General features: G+C 38.9%; 19 protein-coding genes and 1 tRNA gene. 16 read left to right on the forward strand and 4 right to left on the reverse strand.

The genetic code is table 11. The features are described 5' to 3' along the window. Positions 1-2 precede the first annotated feature (2 nt). The 14 genes from J2756_RS00745 (at position 3) to J2756_RS00810 (ending at position 12,785) form a co-directional block, all read left to right on the forward strand. Positions 3-170 (forward strand): DNA-directed RNA polymerase subunit N, encoded by a 168-nt coding sequence (locus tag J2756_RS00745; protein ID WP_209581200.1) that lies wholly within the window; start codon positions 3-5, stop codon positions 168-170. Between the two features lie 14 nt (positions 171-184). Continuing rightward, positions 185-371, forward strand: a tRNA-Gln gene (locus J2756_RS00750). A gap of 170 nt (positions 372-541) precedes the next feature. Then, a complete protein-coding gene (locus tag J2756_RS00755) occupies positions 542-718 on the forward strand; it encodes a DNA-directed RNA polymerase subunit K (protein ID WP_209581203.1) in 177 nt (58 codons plus the stop codon). A 193-nt stretch (positions 719-911) separates the two neighbouring features. After that, complete coding sequence (gene eno / locus J2756_RS00760; protein ID WP_209581205.1) at positions 912-2,168, forward strand: phosphopyruvate hydratase; 1,257 nt, start codon at positions 912-914, stop codon at positions 2,166-2,168. A 119-nt stretch (positions 2,169-2,287) separates the two neighbouring features. Next, positions 2,288-2,476, forward strand: a complete 189-nt coding sequence (locus J2756_RS00765) for a 4Fe-4S dicluster domain-containing protein (protein WP_209581207.1) — start codon at positions 2,288-2,290, stop codon at positions 2,474-2,476. A gap of 75 nt (positions 2,477-2,551) precedes the next feature. Further along, positions 2,552-3,148: a 30S ribosomal protein S2 gene (gene rpsB / locus J2756_RS00770; protein WP_209581210.1), complete on the forward strand. Its 597-nt coding sequence runs from the start codon at positions 2,552-2,554 to the stop codon at positions 3,146-3,148. Between the two features lie 221 nt (positions 3,149-3,369). After that, positions 3,370-4,227 (forward strand): AmmeMemoRadiSam system protein B, encoded by an 858-nt coding sequence (amrB, locus tag J2756_RS00775; protein WP_209581212.1) that lies wholly within the window; start codon positions 3,370-3,372, stop codon positions 4,225-4,227. A gap of 552 nt (positions 4,228-4,779) precedes the next feature. Further along, a complete protein-coding gene (gene mvk, locus J2756_RS00780) occupies positions 4,780-5,766 on the forward strand; it encodes a mevalonate kinase (RefSeq protein WP_209581215.1) in 987 nt (328 codons plus the stop codon). A gap of 412 nt (positions 5,767-6,178) precedes the next feature. Then, the gene (locus tag J2756_RS00785; RefSeq protein ID WP_209581228.1) at positions 6,179-6,343 is read left to right on the forward strand and encodes a hypothetical protein; all 165 of its coding nucleotides are present in this window, start codon (positions 6,179-6,181) and stop codon (positions 6,341-6,343) included. Between the two features lie 172 nt (positions 6,344-6,515). Then, complete coding sequence (locus J2756_RS00790; RefSeq protein WP_209581231.1) at positions 6,516-7,322, forward strand: isopentenyl phosphate kinase; 807 nt, start codon at positions 6,516-6,518, stop codon at positions 7,320-7,322. 61 nt (positions 7,323-7,383) lie between these two features. Next, the gene (gene fni, locus J2756_RS00795) at positions 7,384-8,439 is read left to right on the forward strand and encodes a type 2 isopentenyl-diphosphate Delta-isomerase (protein ID WP_209581235.1); all 1,056 of its coding nucleotides are present in this window, start codon (positions 7,384-7,386) and stop codon (positions 8,437-8,439) included. Continuing rightward, positions 8,436-9,785: an RNase J family beta-CASP ribonuclease gene (locus J2756_RS00800; RefSeq protein ID WP_209581247.1), complete on the forward strand. Its 1,350-nt coding sequence runs from the start codon at positions 8,436-8,438 to the stop codon at positions 9,783-9,785. Before fni ends, J2756_RS00800 begins: the two co-directional genes overlap by 4 nt. Further along, a complete protein-coding gene (gene idsA, locus J2756_RS00805; protein ID WP_209581256.1) occupies positions 9,785-10,771 on the forward strand; it encodes a short chain isoprenyl diphosphate synthase IdsA in 987 nt (328 codons plus the stop codon). Before J2756_RS00800 ends, idsA begins: the two co-directional genes overlap by 1 nt. 307 nt (positions 10,772-11,078) lie before the next feature. Next, positions 11,079-12,785, forward strand: coding sequence for a glutamate--tRNA ligase (locus tag J2756_RS00810; RefSeq protein ID WP_209581259.1), 1,707 nt, complete (start codon positions 11,079-11,081; stop codon positions 12,783-12,785). A gap of 177 nt (positions 12,786-12,962) precedes the next feature. Here J2756_RS00810 and J2756_RS00815 read toward each other — a convergent pair whose 3' ends face one another. After that, positions 12,963-13,751: an ATP-binding protein gene (locus J2756_RS00815; protein ID WP_209581262.1), complete on the reverse strand. Its 789-nt coding sequence runs from the start codon at positions 13,749-13,751 to the stop codon at positions 12,963-12,965. 74 nt (positions 13,752-13,825) lie between these two features. Further along, positions 13,826-14,449, reverse strand: a complete 624-nt coding sequence (locus tag J2756_RS00820) for a flavin reductase family protein (protein ID WP_209581265.1) — start codon at positions 14,447-14,449, stop codon at positions 13,826-13,828. Between the two features lie 451 nt (positions 14,450-14,900). Between J2756_RS00820 and J2756_RS00825 the strand changes: the two genes are divergently transcribed. Both J2756_RS00825 and J2756_RS00830 read left to right on the forward strand, forming a co-directional pair. Beyond that, on the forward strand, positions 14,901-16,136 hold the full coding sequence (locus J2756_RS00825) for an LL-diaminopimelate aminotransferase (protein ID WP_209581271.1): 1,236 nt from the start codon (positions 14,901-14,903) through the stop codon (positions 16,134-16,136). 319 nt (positions 16,137-16,455) lie between these two features. Further along, on the forward strand, positions 16,456-18,609 hold the full coding sequence (locus tag J2756_RS00830; protein WP_209581275.1) for a tetratricopeptide repeat protein: 2,154 nt from the start codon (positions 16,456-16,458) through the stop codon (positions 18,607-18,609). A 497-nt stretch (positions 18,610-19,106) separates the two neighbouring features. Here J2756_RS00830 and J2756_RS00835 read toward each other — a convergent pair whose 3' ends face one another. Together J2756_RS00835 and J2756_RS00840 are read right to left on the reverse strand one after the other, a co-directional pair. Then, positions 19,107-19,763: a GIN domain-containing protein gene (locus tag J2756_RS00835; protein ID WP_209581279.1), complete on the reverse strand. Its 657-nt coding sequence runs from the start codon at positions 19,761-19,763 to the stop codon at positions 19,107-19,109. A 323-nt stretch (positions 19,764-20,086) separates the two neighbouring features. Next, on the reverse strand, positions 20,087-21,487 hold the full coding sequence (locus J2756_RS00840; RefSeq protein WP_342593082.1) for an MFS transporter: 1,401 nt from the start codon (positions 21,485-21,487) through the stop codon (positions 20,087-20,089). Between the last annotated feature and the right edge of the window lie 164 nt (positions 21,488-21,651).

The raw sequence follows: 21,651 nt of genomic DNA on the forward strand, positions 1-21,651 counted from the left end.
TAATGATCCCTGTAAGATGTTTAAGCTGCGGAAAAGTTGTTTCTGCATACTTCGATGAGTATCAGAAACGCACTGCAGATGGGGAAGACCCAAAAAAAGTTCTTGACGATCTTGGAATCACCAAGTACTGTTGCAGAAGAATGTTAATAGCTCATGTAGAGGTGTGGTAACAAAATTTATACCTGGGGCCGTAGGGTAGCTTGGTCCATCCTCCCAGCTATTGAAAGAAAGATTCAAAATTCCATAGAATTTAAAGGAAATTTTTAAAGCTAAAAAAGCATAAATATTTCTAGATTTTTCTTCAACTGGAACGGGGATGTGGTCAAAACACCGAAATGCTGGAGACCCGAGTTCAAATCTCGGCGGCCCCATCTAAATTCATATCACAACATTTTTCAAGCAAAAATAAATATTCATTTATCAAGATCAATCATAAAAAAACTCATAAAATAATTTTTTGTTAAACCCATAAAAAGGTTTTATAAAAAGATTCATGCCAAAACCTTTTTTTAGAGGATTTGGCTTTAGGAGATAGATATTAATGCCAGCAAAAAAACTCACAAGGTTTGAAAGGGCAAGATTAATAGGTGCAAGAGCTTTACAATTATCAATGGGAGCAAAACCCATGGTAAAAGTGTCAGATTCAATTGATCCAATAGACATTGCAACCATGGAACTTAAAAAGAATAAAATACCCATTGATATCAACAGAGGTTAAATCCTGCACAAAAAAAGTAGTCTAAAACTGTAGGTGTTATAAAATGGGATTATATGACTAAAACTACAGTCACAGCCCTTTTATATCTATGCTAAATATCAAAGACTATAAAATTGAATAAATAAATTGTATAACTCAAATAAAAATCCAAACAACCTAAAAAAAACCACTATTTTTTAAAAGAGGTGTTTTTGTGGATAGTATTATTGAAGACATCCGTGTTAGAAAAATTTTAGACAGCAGAGGCAACCCCACAGTGGAAGTGGATGTTGTAACCTGGAACGGTTTCGGAAGAGCTGCAGCACCAAGCGGTGCAAGCACTGGAGCCAGAGAGGTAGTAGCATTCCCTGAAGGTGGAGTTGACAGGATAGTAAGTGAAGTTGAAGATGTGATCTCCTCTGAACTTATTGGAATGGATGCAGAAGATTTAAAAGAAATAGACCTTGTTTTAAAGGAAATTGATGGAACAGAGAACCTGGCAGCAATAGGAGGAAACACAACAGTTGCAGTTTCAATGGCAGTGGCCAAGGCAGCAGCATCCTCATACAGCATGCCCCTTTACAGGTTCCTCGGCGGCAACATGCCCAATGAGATCCCATACCCACTGGGAAACATGATAAACGGAGGAGCACACGCAGGAACAAACGCACCTGACATACAGGAATTCCTTGTAATACCAGTCGGTGCAAAGACAATCACAGAAGCAGTGTTCACTAACGTACAGGTGCACAAGAAGATCCGTGAACTCATACAGGCCAAGGACAAATCCTTCACAGGTGGAAAGGGAGATGAAGGTGGATGGGCACCAAACCTAACCAATGAAGAAGCCCTTGAAATACAGTTTGCAGCATGTGAATCAGTTTCAGAGGAAACAGGAGTGCTTGTAAAACCATCACTGGACATGGCAGCAAGCGAACTCTGGGACCCAGCCACTGAAGAGTACGTCTACGATAGGGAAGGTACAAGAAGAAGCACAGGCGAACAGGTGGACTACGTATCTGAAATCATTGACAAATATGGTTTCTTCTTTGTTGAAGACCCAATAAGGGAGGGAGACTTTGAGGGATTTGCACAGCTCACCAAAAAAGCAGGTAAAAAAGCCATAATCTGTGGTGATGATATATTTGTGACCAACCAGGAAATACTCGCTGAGGGAATTGAAAAGGGTGCTGGAAACGCTATTATAATTAAGCCAAACCAGATCGGAACACTCACAGACACCTACAACACAATTGAACTTGCAAGAAACAACAAGTACGTTCCAGTTGTATCCCACCGTTCAGGTGAAACAACCGATGAAACAATAGCACACCTGGCAGTTGCATTCTCAGCTCCAATCATAAAAACAGGAGCAGTGGGCGGAGAGCGTATAGCCAAGCTCAACGAACTCATCAGAATATCTGAGGAAATGACAGACCCTGAAATGGCAGACATAGCTAAATACAGGTAGATAAAACTAAATCCAAATTAAATGGGGAAAAGAGGATTAAGTTTTCCTCTTTCACATTATAAATTAAGAAGGAGAACTGATACTGGTACAACCTGAAGATCAGTGCGAGGAGATTAAAAATGGTTAAAATAACAATAGACTACGATAAATGTGATGGTGCAGACTGTGCAGAATGTGTGGATGTCTGCCCAATGGAAGTTCTCATACTAGATGGTGAGAAAGTAGTAATCCAGAACAAGGAAGAATGCAGCTTATGTGAAGTATGCATGGATGTCTGCCCAAACGAAGCAGTTAACGTAGAGGAATAATTTAAATAATTAAAAAAAAGTAATTCAATACTTTAAGATAATTGATTCAAAACTTAATATTAATGAGGTGATAATTTGTCAGAACTATTAATTCCACTGGACAAATACTTAGCAGCAGGTTTACACATAGGTACACAGCAGAAAACAAAGGATATGGAACGCTACATTTACAGGGTAAGGGCAGACGGTCTTTACGTACTGGATGTAAGAAAGACAAACGACAGGATAATGTCCGTTGGTAAATTCCTATCAAAATACGACCCCGATGATATACTCGTTGTATCAACCAGACAGTACGGTCAGGCACCAGTTAAAAAATTCGGAGAAATGACAGGTGCAAAAACCATACCTGGAAGGTTCATACCAGGAACACTAACAAACCCTAACTACGCAAAATTCATAGAACCAAAGGTACTGGTTGTAACAGACCCAAGATCTGATTCCCAGGCAATCATTGAAGCAAGACAAGTTGGAATACCTGTAGTTGCACTCTGTGACACAGAAAACCTCCTTGGAAACGTGGACATAGTTGTTCCTGTGAACAACAAGGGAAGAAAAGCAATAGCACTCGTTTACTGGCTCCTTGCAAGACAGGTACTTCGTGGAAACGGAACCATCCCAGAAGACGCAGATCTGGACATTCCACCAGCAGAGTTTGAACTTAAAATATAAGGCATAAGAAACTGAATTTGAACCAATAGGTTCAGATTCAGCTTTTCCATGCTGAATTCAAAGTAATTTTTTATATAAAAGCCAAGGGATCATGTTCAATTCAATGATCCGTGGCTTATGAATACTCATTTCATTCATAATTCCCATTATCATAGAATTTTCCCATTTTTATTAAATTCCGATCTTCATTAACATAAAAAAAAGTGGAAGGTGGTTTTTTTATGATAAGAAAACCTGCAGTTGCAGGACTCTTCTATGAAATGGATCCAAAGGCTCTGAGAAAACAGATCGAATGGTGCTTCAAACACCAGCTTGGACCAGGAAAACTTCCAGATAAAATAGGGAATGAACGAAATATTAAGGGTGCTGTGGTTCCACATGCAGGTTACCCCTACTCAGGACCTGTGGTTGCACACTCATACTACAGTATAGCAGAAGATGGATTTCCAGAAACCTTCGTGATACTCTGCCCCAACCACACAGGAATGGGATCAGGAGTATCAGCAATGACAGATGGAACATGGGAAACACCCCTTGGAATGATTGACATAGATAATGAATTTGCAGACAAACTCGTTGCCAACACACCAATCATGGATTCAGACCCATCAGCCCACATCCAGGAGCACAGTGCAGAGGTACAACTACCATTTCTACAGTACCTTGAAAAGGAATACTCCACAGAAAGTTTCAGATTCGTTCCAGTGTGCATGTGGATGCAGGACATCCAGACAGCCATGGAAATAGGAAGTTCCATCCATGAAACTGCAAAGGAATTAGGTAGGGATGTTCTCGTTGTGGCAAGCAGTGACATGACACATTACCAGCCCCAGGATATAGCCCGCAGGGGAGACATGCAGGTGCTGGATGCCATGGAAGCCATGGATGAAAACCTTTTAATGACACGCGTGGCTGAGCTGAACATAACCATGTGTGGATACGGGCCAGTTACAGCAGCTATGACGGCTTCAAAGGCAATGGGTGCCGGGGAATGTGAAGTAAAAGCTTATGCAACCAGTGGAGATACAACAGGAGACCACAGTTCAGTTGTGGGATACGCATCAGCCATTTTTCTATGATAAGAAACATTTTTTTTCCAAGACTGAAAAGATTTGTTGAAACTCCTTTGTAGGGAAAAAAAATTCTCGGGATAAAACTTAACCTAGATTAAGATCTATAGTAGATTAACCCAGTTAATAGGGGAGTGGTTAATTCAAAGAAACTGGGAGTTCCACCTAAAACTAACAGTTTCAATACTCCTAAAATTCGAGGTATTAAATAATCAATTTAAATTCATTTAATAAATTCATTGAAGTAGTCCTAAAAACTAAAATTAGAATAGTTTCCCTAAAAATAATTTAAATTATTTAAAATTAATAAAATTCATTAAAAATTAAAATAATCAAACTTCATATTGGACTTCAATTATAGTATCCATATGAAAAATAATATTAATAGCGGTGCTCCAAAGTATATTTTGGATGCACTTGTTTCATCAAGATTTTGAGGCATAAAAACTCAAAATTTTCACAATCAATCACAAATTAACCAATTAAAACTCACAGAACAAGTAATTTTTGACTTTGTTCCATTAAACAATCACTTGAATTCACGATCATAAGGTAGATTCCATGCAGGTTACAGCGTCGGCACCAGGAAAGATCATTCTCTTTGGTGAACACGCCGTAGTCTACGGAAAACCTGCCATCGCAGTTGCAGTTGACAGAAGAGCATACGTAACTGTTCAAAACCGCGAAGACGAAAAAATATATGTAGAAGTACCGGATCTTGAGGTGTCCGGATATTTAAACCTTGAAGAAAATGAAGTAAAACTTGAAACTGGAGAAAAAACAACAAAAGGCATTTTAATCTACATGTTAAAATCCATTGAAAAGATCCATGCAGAATGTGGAATGCATATTCATGTGGACCTCAACGTACCAATAGGTGCCGGTTTAGGTTCATCAGCAGCCATAACAGTTGCAACCATTGCAGCAGTTTCAAAGTTCAACGGTAAAAACCTTTCACTGGAAGAAACAGCCAGAACAGCCCATGAAGTCGAACTTGAAGTTCAGGGGGCAGCAAGTCCTATAGACACAACCTTGAGTACCTACGGCGGTATAATATACCTATCTAAGAATGCAGATGCACTCACACCACTTGAAGTGGATATGGAACTGCCACTGGTTGTTGGATACACCTCCAAAAGGGGTAACACTGGAGAACTGGTTGAATCTGTTCGAAAAAGAAGAGAAAACTATCCTGATGCTTTGAATCTTATACTGGATTCTGTTGAATCTCTTACAAATAATGCAAAGGAAGCCATTCTTCAAAAGGATGAAAAAAGGGTTGGTGAACTTATGAACATCAACCACGGGCTTCTGGATGCCATGGGAGTGAACACAGACGAACTATCGAGAATGGTCTACGCTGCAAGAAAAGCAGGAGCCATAGGTTCAAAGATAACAGGGGCTGGCGGTGGAGGTAGTATAATAGCCTACTGCCCAGGAAAAACTGAAGAAGTGATTAAAGAGATTAACACCTTTGAAAAAGCCTTCAATGCAAAAATATCTGGAGAAGGAGTTAAAATTCACTCTGAAGATTCAGGTACGTTGTAATATGAAAACTGATCCAAGGTTACCTGTGCTTTGAAGATTTAAAAAAAATTCAATGGTACAGCTGAATCATGATCCACAATCCATTCAAGGGCACTGATGCAACTAACGGATGGATTAAAAAAACCCATAAAAAATTCAATTCAAAATAGAATCAGCCACCAAAAGTCATTTAACAATAGATCAATTGTTCATAAAGATTTGGGACATCAAAAAGGCCATCTAACAATAAATCCATTAATTGGCTTTAAGATGATTGGCTATGATTCACTGAAGATCCATATTAAATTACAGTAAATCCTTGGAACAAGAAACAGTAATTCATACCAAGATCAACTCAATAAACACATGGAATATCATAAATTTCATGAAGTTTTTATCAAAAAACTTCTCTTAAAAGCTTTCCTGAAATTTAATGAAAATTTCAGAAGAAATAGGAACTTCATGGACAATTGAAAGATATTCCACACATCCTGTACAAAAAAAACTCGATGATTGGAATGAATCACATATTCTAAAACCTGAAAATCCACATAATCCATTAAAATTCACTGTAACAATATTTAGGATGAATTTTTAAGGGACACTCTGATAACGGTTTCAGAGACAGATTCTGAGGGTTTAACAGGATATTTAACGGAATTTAACATGTCATATCATATGTAACGATCTTTGAATTGTTACAAACAGAATTTAACCATTAGACTAAACCAGAAAATTCAATTAAAACATAAAATGAGGTTGTTGATTAGTTGATAATCTTAAAACTTGGTGGAAGTGTTATAACCAGAAAGGATTCGGCGACGCCTGCTCTGGACAATGAAAATCTTAACAGAATTGCAAAGGAAATATCAGAATCATCAAAAAATGCAAAGTACGGTGAACTGATTGTTGTGCACGGTGCAGGTTCCTTCGGACACCCCTATGCCAAAAAGTATGATATAGGCAGCAGTATTCCTGATGAAGAAGAATTTCAGAGGAAGAGAAAAGGATTCTGCATAACCCAGGAAGCTGTGAAAAACCTGAACAGTGCAGTGTGCCAACACCTGCGGCAATATGGAATTCCCGCAGTATCGGTGCAGCCATCATCATTTGTAAGAACAAAAAATAAGAGAATATGTCACGCTGATTTAGATTTAATCAAAAAATATCTTGATTCCGGATTCGTACCTGTACTCTACGGAGACGTGGTCCTGGATGATGATGAAGCCATTAAAATGGCGGTACTATCAGGAGACCAAATAATAAACTATCTTGGAAAAAATTTAAAACCAGATAGAGTTATCCTGGGCTCTGATGTTAACGGAATTTACAGAAAGGATCCCAAGAAGTATTCAAATGAAGAACCCGTTAAAATTGTAACCTCACACGAGGATCTGGAATCAACAGAGGGTACACAAACAGTAGATGTTACAGGGGGGATGGGTGGAAAACTCACAGAACTTCTGCAGCTTGCTGAAATTGGTGTTGAATCTGAAATTCTTAATGCAGGATCACCCAACCTTATAAAAAGGGCACTCATGGGTGAAAGGGGAATTGGGACCCGTATCAAACTTTAAAATTAATCATACAATCAAATACGGATTTAAAATCGTATATAAACTAAAAGGGACGTAAAAAATGATTTCAGATAGAAAATTAGAACATCTGATGCTCTGCAGAAACAACGATGTGGAGTATCGGAAAAAAACAGGATTTGAGGATATAGAACTTATCCACAAAGCCCTTCCCGAAGTGAACAAAGAAGAGATAGATGTAAAAACAGAATTCTTCGGGAAAAAAATGGATGCACCCATAATAATATCTGCAATAACAGGCGGACATCCAGCATCCCTCTCAATTAACAGAGAACTTGCAAAGGCAGCAGGCAAACTCAACATAGGAATGGGAGTTGGAAGCCAGCGTGCAGCAGTTGAAAACCCTGAACTTACACCCACATACACAGTAGTGAGGGAGGAAGCACCATCATCATTCTTAATAGGAAATATAGGTGCTCCACAGATAGAATATGCCCAAAAAGCAGCAGATATGATGGATGCAGATGCACTTGCACTTCACCTTAACCCCCTCCAGGAAGCAATACAGCCAGAAGGAGATGTTGATGCAACAGGATACACAGACTCAATCAAAGAAATATCAAAAACCCTGAAGCTACCTGTAATTGCAAAGGAAACAGGTGCAGGTATAAACAGTCAGGATGCACGTACACTGGAAAAGGCAGGTGTAAGTGCAGTGGATGTTGCAGGATCCGGCGGTACAAGCTGGGCTGCAGTTGAAACCTACCGTGCAAAGGACAGATACCTCGGAAACCTTTACTGGGACTGGGGAATACCAACAGCCATAAGCACAGTGGAAGTATGTGAATCAATAGATTTACCTGTTATCTCATCTGGAGGTATAAGAACAGGATTGGATGCAGCAAAAGCAATTGCACTCGGTGCAGATGCTGTTGGACTGGCACTACCCTTACTTAAAGATGCATACTCAGGTCATGAGGCAGTTATCACAAGACTTGAAAAATTCGTGGAAGAACTCAAGGTTGCAATGTTCCTGGTGGGAGCATCCAGCCTGGAGGAACTCCGAAATTCAGATATCATAATCAAAGGAAGTACAAAGGAATGGCTCCAAGAAAGGGGTTTTAACACTAAAAAATACGCAAGGAGATCAGTACAATGAGCGTTGAAGTAATAGCAATAGGAGGATACGAGGAAGTTGGAAAGAACATGACAGCAGTTAAGATCGGCGACGATGTTGTAATATTTGACATGGGAATCCACCTCGACAGAATACACATACATGAAGATACAGACATAGCAAGAATGCACAGCCTGGATCTCATTGAAAGGGGAGTGATCCCTGATGACACATTAATGAAGGAAGTTGATGGTAAGGTAAGGGCCATAGTATTCACCCATGGCCACCTTGACCATATAGGGGCAGTTGCAAAGCTTGCACACAGATACGAGGCACCAATAATTGCAACACCCTACACACTGGGACTCATAGAGAGAACCATCAAACAGGAGAAGAAGTTCACAGTCACCAACCAGCTCCAAGTCTTAAATGCAGGTGAAAAATGTCAGATATCCCCAGATATAACCCTTGAATTTGTTGGAACAACCCACAGTATACCTCAGACAGTTACTGCAGCACTACACACATCAGAGGGAATAATAGTCTATGCAAACGACTTCAAATTCGACAACCATCAGGTTCTATCACCACCACCGGATTACAAACGTTTCAGAGAACTTGGACGTAAAGGAGTTCTTGCACTAATCGTGGACACAACCAATGCCTGTGTGAAGGAGGAATCCAAAACACACTCTGAGAAGATAGCAAGAATCCTCCTCAAGGATGTACTGGAAAAACCACTCCGCCAGAAGGAGGGAATAATAGTTACAACCTTCTCCTCACACATAGAAAGGATCCAGGCCATATGTAAAATTGCCAATGAGAGCAAACGTAAAATACTGCTTCTTGGAAGATCCATGGAGCGTTACTGTTCAATGGCAGAGAAATTAGGAATACTGGACCTTCCCAAGTCAGCAAGTGTGTACGGAAGTCCTAAGGCAGTTAACAGGGCCCTTGCAAGGGCTGATGAAAACAGGGAGAAGTACCTCATGGTTACAACAGGACATCAGGGAGAACCTGATGCATTACTACCACGTATTGCCAACGGCAAAACCCAGTTCACAGTTAAACCTGGTGATAACGTGATATTCTCATCATCAGTCATACCAAACCCAATGAACATGGCCAACCGTAACCTTCTGGAGCGAAGACTTAAATCCAGTGGTGCCAGAATATTTACCAACATACATGTTTCAGGCCATGCAGGACCTGAAGATCAGCGTGACTTTTTAAGGATGTTGAACCCAACTCATATCCTTCCATCACATGGAACACTTAGCATGCTTTCAGCATACACTGAACTTGCTGAGGAGGAAGGTTACAAACTTGGAAAAGACATACATATACTGAGAAATGGACAGGCACAAGTTTTCAATGGGGGAGCTTAATGGAAGTAATTAAAATTCTAAAACGTTATTCAGCAATTGTAGATGAAGAACTAGACAGGGTACTTGGAACAGTTGAACCTGAAAAACTCCAAGAATCATCAGAACACCTCATCAAAGCAGGCGGAAAAAAACTCCGCCCTGCCCTTGTAATGCTAAGCTGTGAAGCAGTTGGAGGAAAAAGAGAGGATGCAGTTAAAACAGCAGCAGCAGTGGAACTGATACACACATTTTCACTCATCCACGATGACATCATGGACAAGGATGAAATGAGAAGGGGAAAACCCTCAGTGCACATGATCTGGGGAGAACCAATGGCAATACTTGCAGGAGACACCCTCTTTTCCAAGGCATTTGAAGCAGTTCTTGAAACAGGAACAGCCCACATACCATCTGAAAATGTAATATCCGCACTTAAAACAGTTGTAGGATCCTGTATAGATATCTGTGAAGGACAGGCATTTGACATGTGCTTTGAAGGAGACTTTGAAGTCAGCGAAGAAGCCTATATGAAGATGATCTACAAGAAAACAGCAGCACTAATAGCTGCAGCCACCAAATCCGGTGCACTGGTTGGTGGAGGAAGTCCAGAACAGGTGAAAGCTCTTGCAGAATATGGGAAACTCATAGGATTGGCATTCCAGATACAGGACGATTATCTGGATGTTGTGAGTGAAGAGGAAGACCTTGGAAAACCAGTTGGAAGCGACATAGTCGAGGGTAAAATGACCCTCATGGTTGTCAGGGCACTTTCAAGTGCATCAAGTGAGGATAAAAAGGAAATAATATCCATACTGAATGCCAAATGTGATACAAACGTTGAAAGGGCAATTGAACTCTTTGAAAAGTACGGTTCAATTAAATACACCTACGATGTGGCCCATGACAATGTTGAAAGGGCAAAAAAGCTCCTGGATGTTGTTGAAGATTCACCTGCAAAGGAAGCATTACTACTCCTTGCAGACTTCGTGCTCCAGAGAAACCATTAATAAACGCCTATAAAATCCCCCCTATTTTATAAAAATGGTTTATAAAAGGGGATTTTTTTACATCCATTTTAAAATTTTATAATAAAAATATTTTTTTTTACACTACCCTTCTTTTTGATCATATAAAAAAAAAGAGAGATTAAGAAATAAACAGGATTGTAACAAATTTAAATTTTTAAAAAAAATCTTTAAAAATAGTTTTAATCAAAATATATTTTACATATAACTTTTACATTACAAACCAATAATTTTCAGAACACAACTTTAATACAGATTTAAAGGAAACTGGAATATTTAAGTGATTTTTATGAGTGAAAACGTTGAGGAAATCGTGTACAGAGATGCACTGGAAAATGCAGTTAAACATAAAGGTAAAGCACAGCCTGGTGCAGTAATAGGTTCAGTTATGAGCACCCATGCAGAACTTCGAAGTGAAGCCAAAACTGTGGCTTCAGCAGCAGGTAAAATAGTTTCAAAGGTAAATGCAATGGACCCTGAAACCCAGAAGGCAGAACTTGAAAAACTTGGAGGCCTGAAGGAGAAGAAAAAACGGGTTGAGGAGAAGGGACTTGCAGACCTTGAGGATGTTGAAGGGGAAGTTGTGCTCAGATTCGCACCAAATCCATCAGGCCCCCTACACATAGGACATGCAAGGGCAGCCATCCTGAACAATGAATACCTTAAACGATACGGAGGCAAGCTAATCTTCAGGATCGAGGACACAGACCCTCGAAGGGTTGAACCTTCCGCCTACCAGATGATAGAGGAGGACCTTGAATGGCTGGGCTTCAACTGGAACGAGAAAGTGATTCAGAGCGACCGCATGGAAACCTACTACCAGTACGCAGAGGAACTCATAAAACTCGGCCAGGCCTACATGTGCACCTGCAACGGTGGAGACTTCAAAAAACTCAAGGATGAATCCAAGGCCTGCCCATGCCGCGAAAGCACAGTTGAAGAGAACCTAAAACTCTGGAGGGAACTCTTCACCATGGAAGAGGGAGAAGCAGTGCTCCGTGTCAAAACAGACATAAAACACAAAAACCCTGCAATCCGTGACTGGGTTGCAATGAGGGTGGTTGAACACGAACACCCACGTACAGGTACGAAGTACAGGGTATATCCAATGATGAACTTCTCGGTGACAGTGGACGACCACCTCGGCGGTGTGACCCATGTGCTGCGTGGAAAGGACCACCTTGCAAACAGTGAAAAACAGAGCTACCTCTACAACCACTTCGGATGGAAGATACCAGTCTTCATACACTACGGAAGACTTAAAATGGAGGACGTAGCCCTGAGCACATCCAAGGCAAAGGCAGGAATTGAGGAAAAAATTTACAGTGGCTGGGACGACCCACGCCTCGGTACCATAAGAGCAATAGCAAGACGTGGAATAAAAAGGGAAGCCCTTGACGAATTAATGGTTGAAATTGGTGCTAAAATGGCAGATGCAACTGTGAGCTGGAAGAAGGTATACGGACTCAACCGCCAGATACTTGAGGATTCCTCAGACAGGTACTTCTTCGTTAAAAACCCTGTGAAGGTTGATATAATAAACCTCCCAGAAGAGGAACAGGGCACAATAAAAAGACCACTCCACCCGAACTTCCCAGAGCGTGGAAACCGCGAACTGCCCTTCAACGGCAAGGTTTACCTCACAATGGAAGATGTGAACAAAGCTGGTAAGGGTGGGATTTTAAGACTCATGGATGCAGTGAATCTGGAATTCAAATACGACACCTGCAACTGTGGCAACAGGAAGGCAGCCTACCACAGCGCAGGCCTTGAAGAGGCCAGAAGTGCAGGTGCCAGCATTGTTCAGTGGGTACCTTCAAGGGAGGCCATCAATACGGAGGTTGTGATGCCAGATGCAACCAGTGTATCAGGATTCATAGAACCTGCAGCCTCCAACCTGAAGGTTGATGATGTGGTGCAGCTTGAAAGGTTTGGATTTGCAAGGGTTGACAAGGCCCTCAATCATAAGATAAAATTCTACTTCGCACATAAATGAACCTAACCTAAAAAAAGGGTATGTGAAGAATATTTTCCCTTGAAAACAGGATTATACTTTATTTTAAGGGGATATCAATTATTCTCCCACACTTTTTAAATGACAACCCTGAAGTTAATTACAGTTTAAATTTTTATTTTAAAAAACAAATTTTTAAAAAAAAATCATTTTTTTTTTTTATTTGGTTTGGTATTGGGATTCCACTCTGTTTAGTATTCCATCTATCTCCCCTTCAACCATTTTGATATCCAGCATGTTTCCCTTAAGATTTTCCCGGGCCATTGTCCTTGAGTAGGGTATGAATCCCTGAATTGGGATATTTTTCTTTGACAGGACACCTTCCAGGATGATCTTCGTTTCATCATCAACCTTATTCAGAACAACTCCAAAAGTTTTGCCGGCTTCTCCAGTTAACTCTGCTGTCTTTTCACTTAGTAAAACAGCATCGTTGGATGGATCAACCGCCATAAGCACGCAGTCTACACCTTCAACTACTCCACGGCCGAAATGTTCTACTCCAGCTTCTGTGTCCACCAAAACCCACTCTTCCCCATTTACATGGAGTTTATTCAGGAAATCCCGTGCAACTACCCCCATGGGACATGCACATCCCTCATGGGAATGCTCTATTTTTCCAATCTGCATGAAACCTTTGTTTTCATTCCAACGAACAAAATCAGATGGAAGATCCTCTAAACTATTCTCTGGTAAGAGTTCCACCTTCTCATCTTTACCTTCCCTGATAATGGCCATGAGCTTCTCCATCACAGCAGGTCTACCACCTAAATAATCCATAAGGGTTTTTTCCGCAGGTTCAAGTCCCAGCATGGCACCCAGGCCAAGGTTGGATTCATCTGAATCCACAACCAGAACCTTTTTTCCCTGCATATTAATCATATGGGCCATGAGCGTGACAAGGGTGCTTTTTCCACTACCGCCGCGGCCACTGATAATCAATTTGGGCATGTTTTTTTAACCTCCAAATTCTCTTAATTAAACAGAAAATTCCATTAAATATAATGTGAATAGTTTTTTTTAATCTATTTGTACATCCCTGCAAGGGGATCCTTTCCATTGGGGAACATTGCACCGTAGGGTTCGAAGAAATCCATGTCCTTAACTGTGCAGAAATGCATCCCCTCATTGGACTCAGTCATCATCAGGGGGTTTGCCTTTTCAACATCCCAGGAACCATTTTCTGCATTGTAAATATCATCTCTGACCTCAAGATGCACAACCTTGGCCAGAACCAGGGCGTAGGGGAAGTTATCATACTCTTCAGCCACGATTTTGTGGAGTTTGCATTCCATCCAGGCGTAACATCCATCCACACCTGGAGTTTTAATGGTCTTAGATGGTTTTTCCACAAGTTCCGCCAGTTCAAATTCACTCACCTCAGGAGGTACGAACTTCGCTGTGGGTATGACCTTGTCCATCATATCCACTCCGGGCAGGTTCACAACGAACTCTTCCTGAGATTTTATGTTGTTGAAGGTGTCCCTCATAACTCCTGCCGTTGCAACACATATAAGGTCGAAGGGTCTAAGAATTGGCATCAAACAGGAGTATGGTGCCACATTTCCCACTCCATCTTCACTGACCGTTGATATGAAGGTCACAGGCAGTGGAATTATGGATTCTCGTTTGAAATTTTTTAACTGCATTGATATCACCAGTTAATGACTGGTTCCAACACCTATATAAATCATATACAATTAATATAAAGTATTACTTAATTCTTATGAAAACATGTTTAAGTAATATCTGCGTTTTTGAAGAAGTAAAAAAATAGTATTATGCCCTATAAAAAAATTGATTTTAAAGAGGATACAACTGTTTATTTGATGCTTTAAGTTAGTTGAATTCAATTAAAATTTGATTAATAAAAATAAACATCCCCTACTAAAATAAAAATTCATTTTGTATTATGAAACAAAGAATAATTTTGTATATGAAGGTACAAAGAATAACTTTGTTTTTTATAAATAAAATTCTGATATCATGGTATCATAACTAGGTTTTATAAATCTTAAGGGAGAAATTAAACCTTGTAATGTATTTGAATTATTAACTCGAATTAACGATTTTTTAACATAATAAATTGGAGAGTATGAAATGGCAGTAAAAATCAATGAAAACTACATGTTGATCAAAAGCAACTACCTCTTCGCTGAAATAGCAAGGAGAGTTGACAAGTTCCAGGAAGAAAACCCTGAAGCAGACCTTATAAAAATGGGAATAGGAGACGTCACCATACCCCTACCAAAGGCAGTTGTACGTGAATTTAAACGTGCAGTTGATGAGATGGGTGAAAAGGAAACCTTCATGGGCTACGGTCCAGAACAGGGATATTCATTCCTTATAAAGGAGATCATAGAAAAGGACTACGCACCCCTAGGAATAAACCTGGCTGAAGATGAGGTTTTCATAAGCGACGGAGCCAAATGTGACACAGGAAACATCCAGGAAATATTCGGCCTTGAAAACACCATAGCAGTAACAGACCCAGTTTACCCAGTATATGTTGAGAGCAACGTAATGGCCGGAAGAAGCGGAGCCATGGATGAAGATGGTAAGTACGATGGAATGGTCTACATACCATGCACAGCAGAGAACAAATTCACACCGGAACTTCCAGAAACACCTGTGGATCTGATCTACCTATGCTACCCAAACAACCCAACTGGTACAACCTTGACCAAGGACGAACTCCAGAAATGGGTGGATTATGCACGGGAAAACCAGTCAATCATACTCTTCGATGCAGCCTACGAAGCCTACATAACTGAGGACAACATACCCCACAGTATATATGAAATTGAAGGTGCAAGGGAAGTTGCAATAGAGTTCAGAAGCTTCTCCAAGAACGCAGGATTTACTGGTACAAGATGTGCATTTACAGTTGTTCCAAAAGAAGTTAAAGCCTACGACTCCGAGGGAGAGGCACATTCGGTAAACCCCCTCTGGAACAGGCGCCAGACAACCAAGTTCAACGGTGTGTCATACCCTGTTCAGGTTGCAGCTAAAGCAGTTTATTCAGAGGAGGGCCAGGCAGAGATCAAGAAATCAATAGCCTACTACATGCAGAATGCAGAGATAATCAGGGAAAGCCTTAAAGAAATGGGTTTAAGTATTTACGGTGGAGTTAACTCACCCTACATATGGGTGAAAACACCTGAGGGAATGACCTCCTGGGAATTCTTCGACCTTCTCCTCCACGATGCCAACGTTGTTGGAACACCTGGAGTGGGCTTCGGACCAAGCGGTGAAGGATACTTCAGAATAACAGCCTTCAACACCCTTGAAAACACCAAGGAAGCAATGGAAAGGATTTCGAAGCTGGAGATTTAGGTTTATTGGATTTGTATATCCTCTTTTTTTTATTTTAATTAATAAAAAGATTGATTTCTTTAAATAATTGAGATTTTCTATTTCTTTTTTTTTAATTGTGTCCTCTCGGTTCAAGGGCTTTAATACACCCTCTATTCTACTCCCATACAGTTCTTTGTTAAATTTAATAGTGTTTACTCAATGATGAGTATACTACTCCATTGTAATATCCTGCCAATTTTTCCTTTTTACGAATTCAACTAAATAATAATTAGGCTGTGAAGATTTAAATTACTATAATTCAATATATCAAGTTATGAAATATGATGATCTTAAAGAATTGGATGAAATTAATAGACAGGTTGCTATAAAGATTAGGAATAATTATAATAAAGAAGAATTGAATATACTCGATTTTTATCCAGAGCTGGATTTAAAGCCACCATATACTGGAACTGGTACTAACCTTATAAATCCCATCAAACCTTATCAACTTTTTCCTTTTTTTAAAACAGTTTTAGTAGATGTACCTCCCATACCTGATGAAGATTTATTTAAAATGCAATATGGATTATCAGTTGAAGAATTAATAGACCTAGAAAGGGAAGGTAAAGTGGCTATAAGATTATCTTATCCATATATTAACTATCATAACCTTGAGAATGATTATCTTGATCCTATAATTTCTAGAAGACCTCCATCCGCTCGTGCAAGAGATTTGAACTATAGCTATCTAATCAATGACAAATTTTTAGAAACATTAGAAAAAGAAGATTTTTTTAAAGGGAAACTATTTGGTTTTGGGAGTGATTTATCATTGGAAATGGGAATGATAGATCCAATAGCAATTGCATCATATGATATAATGAATGATAGTGGTTCTAATTTTTTTAACTTCGATGAAGAAATATTTGTAAATAAAGTTAAAAGTAACTGTCAAAAATTAAGCCTTTTAGGATATGGTGATGTAAATAAATTCCTAAGAAAGATGTTAGAGGTAGGTAGTGGTAGACTTGATTGGGCTTATGTTTATTCCTCATGTTATACCTCTTTTTTAACAGATCCTACTTTTAATTCTCTAGATGGCACGCATCTTGTTAATAATAATGTCAGAGAAGTTCTTAATGATTTATTTGTTAGAAACAATAGTGGAACCGCATTTAAAGGTATTGTCGATGAAAATGACCCATTTCCATATTATGATGTTGGTAAAATGCTAACAGAAGAAATGATTACAGCAACTCCTATTAGTCTGGAGCAATCTAAAGATATTGATTATTCAAACACTATTAAAGCATTGGAACATTTGGAAAATGCAGTAAATAAAAAAGATATTGAAGAAATAACTGATCGTACTCATGAATTGAAAGCAGAAATTAATGTAGCTAATCAAATAGTCATGGATATGAATTATGCAGCAAACAAAGTACCTAAGGGCATATCACGTATAGGATTTAGTATTGGTATGTTAGGATCATTAGCACAAGATCCACATACTCAAAGTTTATCATGGGCGATTAGTGGTATTATTGGCGGTTTAGGGGAATGTGATGTATTAAAGCCTGCTATTGAGACTTTATTGAAATTTAAAAGAGATAATCATGTCTTATATTTGTATAATAACTATGAAAAATATGAAATTAATGAGTATAATTTAGATGGAAGAATTTTAAACCATGATTATCCCTTAAATAATCCTTTAATAGATAAATACAAATATTATGACTCCATTTATAAGAAAATACCAATTCTCAGAGTTATGATCGATATAGATACTCGTTTAGTAATAGGAGATGGGCCACATTTAAAAATAAAAGGTCTTCCCAATGATAAATTAGAAGAGAAAATCCGAGCACAATTTGAAAAAGATTTTCCTAAAGAATTTTGGAAAATAACACATAAGCATTTACGGCTTTATGGAATCGCTTACATATTAAGATCTAAGGAAACCTACCATATAATAAATCCTAAATTCATTAAGCCTATTTATGAAAATAATGAATTATTAAGCTATGAATGCATAGCTAAGAATGGTAAAAAGCAAGAAATTGAGAAAGAACGTGTTATTTGTATTAATCCATCTAATGAGTATTCAATTGTAGAAGCTTATATTATTTTATTTGATCAAACATACCCTGATTTAACTCAAAAAGGAATAAGACCTAAATTACTTTATGATACATATTTTGAAAATATGCAAACGGCAAGTAAATCAAAGATAACCGACTTTGAAAATACCAAAAAATTATTATTGAAAAGTTTGGAAATACCTGAACATTTTAAAAATGTATACGATAGTGTGCGTGCATTAAATGAACTTGGGGATCTTCATCGAATGTATAATCGTCATTCTGAAGCTTTAGTATTTTATGAAAGAGCTCAGGATTGTCTTAATGGTAATGCACATAGTAATATTTTAAAAAAATTTGAATTAGAATTATGCAATAAGATTTTAGAGACTAATAATCATTTATTACGGTTAAATGGAGTATAAACACCTTTTTGACCACTAACGAAACCACAAATGAAAGGAAAAAGAACTAAGTACTGGATGAAATATATTATATTATAAATGTATCCTACAAATTACCGTTTTGTTAGGTGCTGGATGTGGACGCAAACTCTCGTTCTTAGGTGTCTATTTTAAGTTTTAAATGTATAAATATTATTTAATTTACTCATACCCCGGCCTATATACAAATTACATACCTTATTATTCATTACATACTCCCTATCCCCTTAAAAACTGCTGATTTTATATAATATTTTAATATACCTTGGTATACTTAAAAATCAAAACATTATTTTTTATAATTTATTTAATATGTTTTTATTAGTTATTTAAAAGAAGAAACCATCCCGGAGTTAAAATTAGAATTATATGGACATTAATTTTAAATATTTTATTTTCATGTTTTTAATTCATTTAAAAAATAAGAAGGCTTTTAAAAAAGAAAAATTGATTTGAGATTATAATACTGATTAAACCATTCAGCTCGTCTTGGTCACAGTGCCCATACCATTAATCTGTTTTTTCAAGGTTGGATTGCCCAAATACTTTATTGAACCTCCTCCATTAACAATGGCATTGAGTGTGCTTGCAACGTTCACGATGGCTGAACCTCCACCGTTGATTGTAACGGTTGCGGTTTGTGTCTTCAGATCATGTGCGTTGATGGAACCTGCTCCATTCACGGTTGCAGTGTGGTCCGTTGATGTACCTGCAAGGTACAAGGTACCTGCATCCACAGTGCTTGTGATTTTGCTGGTGCTGAGGCCAGTTACGTTACCTTCACAATTTCCATGGAGCGCAACACTGTCCAGACTTTTGAGCGTTAATTTGAACTTCACAGCCCCGTTGCTGGCAGAGTTCAGGTTGTTTATGACCAGTGCATTTCCAGAAACCTGAGTGTTGATCTTGGACATCATGCTGCTGTCAGCCTCAATCGTGAATGAATCTGTATCACCCTGCTGGATGATCAGGGTTCCAGGACCGTTCATGACAACCGATGTAACCCCCTGAACATTTGTCTGGTTTGCAGAGCCTGTGCTCTGATTTCCGGACTGATTGCCTTGATTCACGCATCCTGACGCTGCCACAACAAGACAGATCAGCACTCCCAAAATAACATAATAACTTTTCTTCAAGCAATAATCCCCTCCTCTTTTTTTACTTAATCCAAAGGATTAACCTAAAATTTCATTTTAATTTAATGCAGGGCATATGAGAACCATTTAAAGATAAATGACACCCAAACGCCGTTATTACTAATTATAATTAAGTAATAATTGAGTATATAATCCTTTCAGAACAAGAACAAATATAAAAGCTTAAATAGTAACCATGGAATTTAGATTTTCAGAGAAAAGATTTGGAAGGTTTTATTTTTTGATATTTTAAGAGATATTTTTTATTTTCTGAAATAAAATGTTAAATGGATGTAATAATGATTTTTTTTCATATGATTTGTTTATCCAGTTTCTGCTTTTTTCAAGGTTGCAATTTGTGCAGCCCTGTTTTTAAGTCCCAGTGCTATGAAGAACATTCCGATGGCCACAACTGCTATGAGTATGTATGCAGATGAGTAACCTGCAAATGTGCCGGCCTGTGATGCTATAACACCACCTACAAATGCCCCTCCAACAAGCTGCCCTGCACTGGCATTCAGGTTTATTATGGCCTGACCTGCAGCACGCTGGCTTGCAGGACTTTCAGCAAGCATTATGTAACGCAGGGGAGATCCAAGAACCGTGCTCAAACCAACCCCGGTGATAATTCCAGACACTATGAAAAGGTAGAAATTACCTGCAAACAAGGCGAACATGAGGAGTCCGACCACTATTAAAATGGAACCAACCACCATAACTGCCTTGTAACCGTAGCTGTCAAGAAGACGCCCCACAATTGGTGCAGCTACTCCAAGGGCAATGATGAGGGGCAGAACCATAAGGCTGGCCTGGGATGTTGAAAATGACAGTGCAATCACAGCGAAGGCTGGTAAAAATACAATTGCGGACTGGCAAAATCCGGTTCCAACTGCTATACCTGTTGCAAGTTTAACCTCCATTTTTGAGAGAAGATCCACTTGGATCACAGGGTCAAAGGCTTTATTCTCTATCTTCAAGAGTACAGGTAAGAGGATCACTGCCAGGATAAGGAAAGGAAGTACATTCATGGACATTAAACTTGATGTGAAGTGGCTGGTGTTGATCTGGTTCATTCCGTAGGCAAGGCTTGCAACGAGAACGGTAAGAACTGCAGCACCGTAGAGATCGAATTTTGGAACGTTTTCCTTGTGTGTTTCAGGCAGTACAATGAAGCTTGCAAGTATTATGGCTGCAGCTATTGGGATGTTGATGATGAAAAGCCACTGCCATCCGTATTTAAGGAGTACAGCTCCAAGAATTGGTCCCAGAACTCCTGAAATTCCCCAGACAGAACCGATTATTCCCAGGGCACTTCCACGTTTCTCTGGCGGGAAGGTGTCACCTATAAATGCACTTGCAACAGGGAATATTCCACCTGCACCGAAGCCCTGAACTGCACGCCCTATTATCACCATGCTGAAGGAACCTGAAGAAACAGTTATCACAGAGCCAACTGCAAAGAGGAGAACGTCAAGGACGTAAACCTTTCTTCTACCATAGTTATCGGACATCTTGGCCATGACTGGGGTTCCGATCATGAAAAACAGGAGGTAAATTGCGAATATCCAGGATACTGCCCTTGCATCCACTAGGAAGTAGTTCTGGATTGCAGGCAGTGCTGGACCTATGATCCCAATGTCCAGGGAACCCATGAACACACCTGCAAATAAGAGTGCCAGAATTCGGTTCCTGTCTTTGTTGTTCATGGATAAATTAATTGACAATGTTATTAAAGAAATCTTCTATTTTGTTTTTTGATTCTATTTCAGTTTTATAAGGAAAGAATTAACTGATTGACATTAATCCTAAAATAGTCTGATTTTAAATAAATGATAATTACATGATTAAAATTATTATTTCAATCCTAAGATAGTCTTATTATTATTTT

The organism is Methanobacterium aggregans (assembly GCF_017874455.1).
In the GTDB taxonomy this organism is placed as follows: domain Archaea; phylum Methanobacteriota; class Methanobacteria; order Methanobacteriales; family Methanobacteriaceae; genus Methanobacterium_C; species Methanobacterium_C aggregans.

What these genes read in the sequence shown, in the direction of transcription:
- fni (WP_209581235.1), top strand. Translation starts at nt 7,384, where the DNA reads ATGATTTCAGATAGAAAATTAGAACATCTGATGCTCTGCAGAAACAAC.
- J2756_RS00745 (WP_209581200.1), top strand. Translation starts at nt 3, where the DNA reads ATGATCCCTGTAAGATGTTTAAGCTGCGGAAAAGTTGTTTCTGCATAC.
- J2756_RS00755 (WP_209581203.1), top strand. Translation starts at nt 542, where the DNA reads ATGCCAGCAAAAAAACTCACAAGGTTTGAAAGGGCAAGATTAATAGGT.
- J2756_RS00810 (WP_209581259.1), top strand. Translation starts at nt 11,079, where the DNA reads ATGAGTGAAAACGTTGAGGAAATCGTGTACAGAGATGCACTGGAAAAT.
- idsA (WP_209581256.1), top strand. Translation starts at nt 9,785, where the DNA reads ATGGAAGTAATTAAAATTCTAAAACGTTATTCAGCAATTGTAGATGAA.
- J2756_RS00815 (WP_209581262.1), bottom strand. Translation starts at nt 13,751, where the DNA reads ATGCCCAAATTGATTATCAGTGGCCGCGGCGGTAGTGGAAAAAGCACC.
- J2756_RS00785 (WP_209581228.1), top strand. Translation starts at nt 6,179, where the DNA reads ATGAAAATTTCAGAAGAAATAGGAACTTCATGGACAATTGAAAGATAT.
- J2756_RS00825 (WP_209581271.1), top strand. Translation starts at nt 14,901, where the DNA reads ATGGCAGTAAAAATCAATGAAAACTACATGTTGATCAAAAGCAACTAC.
- amrB (WP_209581212.1), top strand. Translation starts at nt 3,370, where the DNA reads ATGATAAGAAAACCTGCAGTTGCAGGACTCTTCTATGAAATGGATCCA.
- mvk (WP_209581215.1), top strand. Translation starts at nt 4,780, where the DNA reads ATGCAGGTTACAGCGTCGGCACCAGGAAAGATCATTCTCTTTGGTGAA.
- J2756_RS00820 (WP_209581265.1), bottom strand. Translation starts at nt 14,449, where the DNA reads ATGCAGTTAAAAAATTTCAAACGAGAATCCATAATTCCACTGCCTGTG.
- J2756_RS00765 (WP_209581207.1), top strand. Translation starts at nt 2,288, where the DNA reads ATGGTTAAAATAACAATAGACTACGATAAATGTGATGGTGCAGACTGT.
- J2756_RS00800 (WP_209581247.1), top strand. Translation starts at nt 8,436, where the DNA reads ATGAGCGTTGAAGTAATAGCAATAGGAGGATACGAGGAAGTTGGAAAG.